Annotated in this window: 1 protein-coding gene; it reads left to right on the top strand. The window is 38.3% G+C overall.

The features are described 5' to 3' along the window. On the top strand, positions 1-372 hold a 372-nt coding region (locus FK268_RS25880; protein WP_146437802.1), incomplete at its 5' end, for a universal stress protein. Between the last annotated feature and the right edge of the window lie 299 nt (positions 373-671).

Raw genomic sequence — 671 nt, forward strand, 5'->3', positions numbered from 1 at the left:
CTTGATCGTGCAATTGAGTTAGCAAAGTTCTACACAAGTAAATTAGTCATTGCCCACGTTATTGATGTTCGCTCATACTCACTAGCGATTGCTTATCGTGAACCACTTGAAGAGTATGCGGAAGATAATGCGAAAAAGATTCTTGCAGATGCAGAACAGAAAGCTAAAGATGCAGGTATCACTGATGTTGCAACATTGAAAAAAGAGGGCTCACCAAGATCTGTCATCGCTAAAAAGATTGCGCCTGAAGTCAATGCTGATCTAATTGTTATGGGTGCAACGGGTTATGGCATGGTTGAGAGAATGTTTGTAGGATCTGTCTCTGAGAGCACTGTCCGTCACTCAACTTGTGATATCATGATCGTTCGCTAATACGCTAATAACGATTTGCGAGATATATTTTCGAAGTATCTAATATCTATTTGTATTTAACAATTCTAAAGAGCTCTTGAGTTAAAGAGCTCTTTTATTTTTAGTACTTTCACTCACCTTAAGTTCAAAGAGCGAGATGCTTGAATGAAAGTAGGAGTAAGAAAGAGAGAACAATGAACAAAGAGGCGGTCAAAATGGCACAAATATTAGTTGATGCTGATGCTATTCCCAATGTTTTAAAAGAGATTCTTTGCAGAACTGCCGTGCGAGAGAAGATTAAGATAACCTTTATCGCCAAT

The organism is Tsukamurella sputi (genome assembly GCF_007858445.1).
GTDB classification, from domain to species: Bacteria; Actinomycetota; Actinomycetes; order Mycobacteriales; family Mycobacteriaceae; genus Tsukamurella; species Tsukamurella sputi.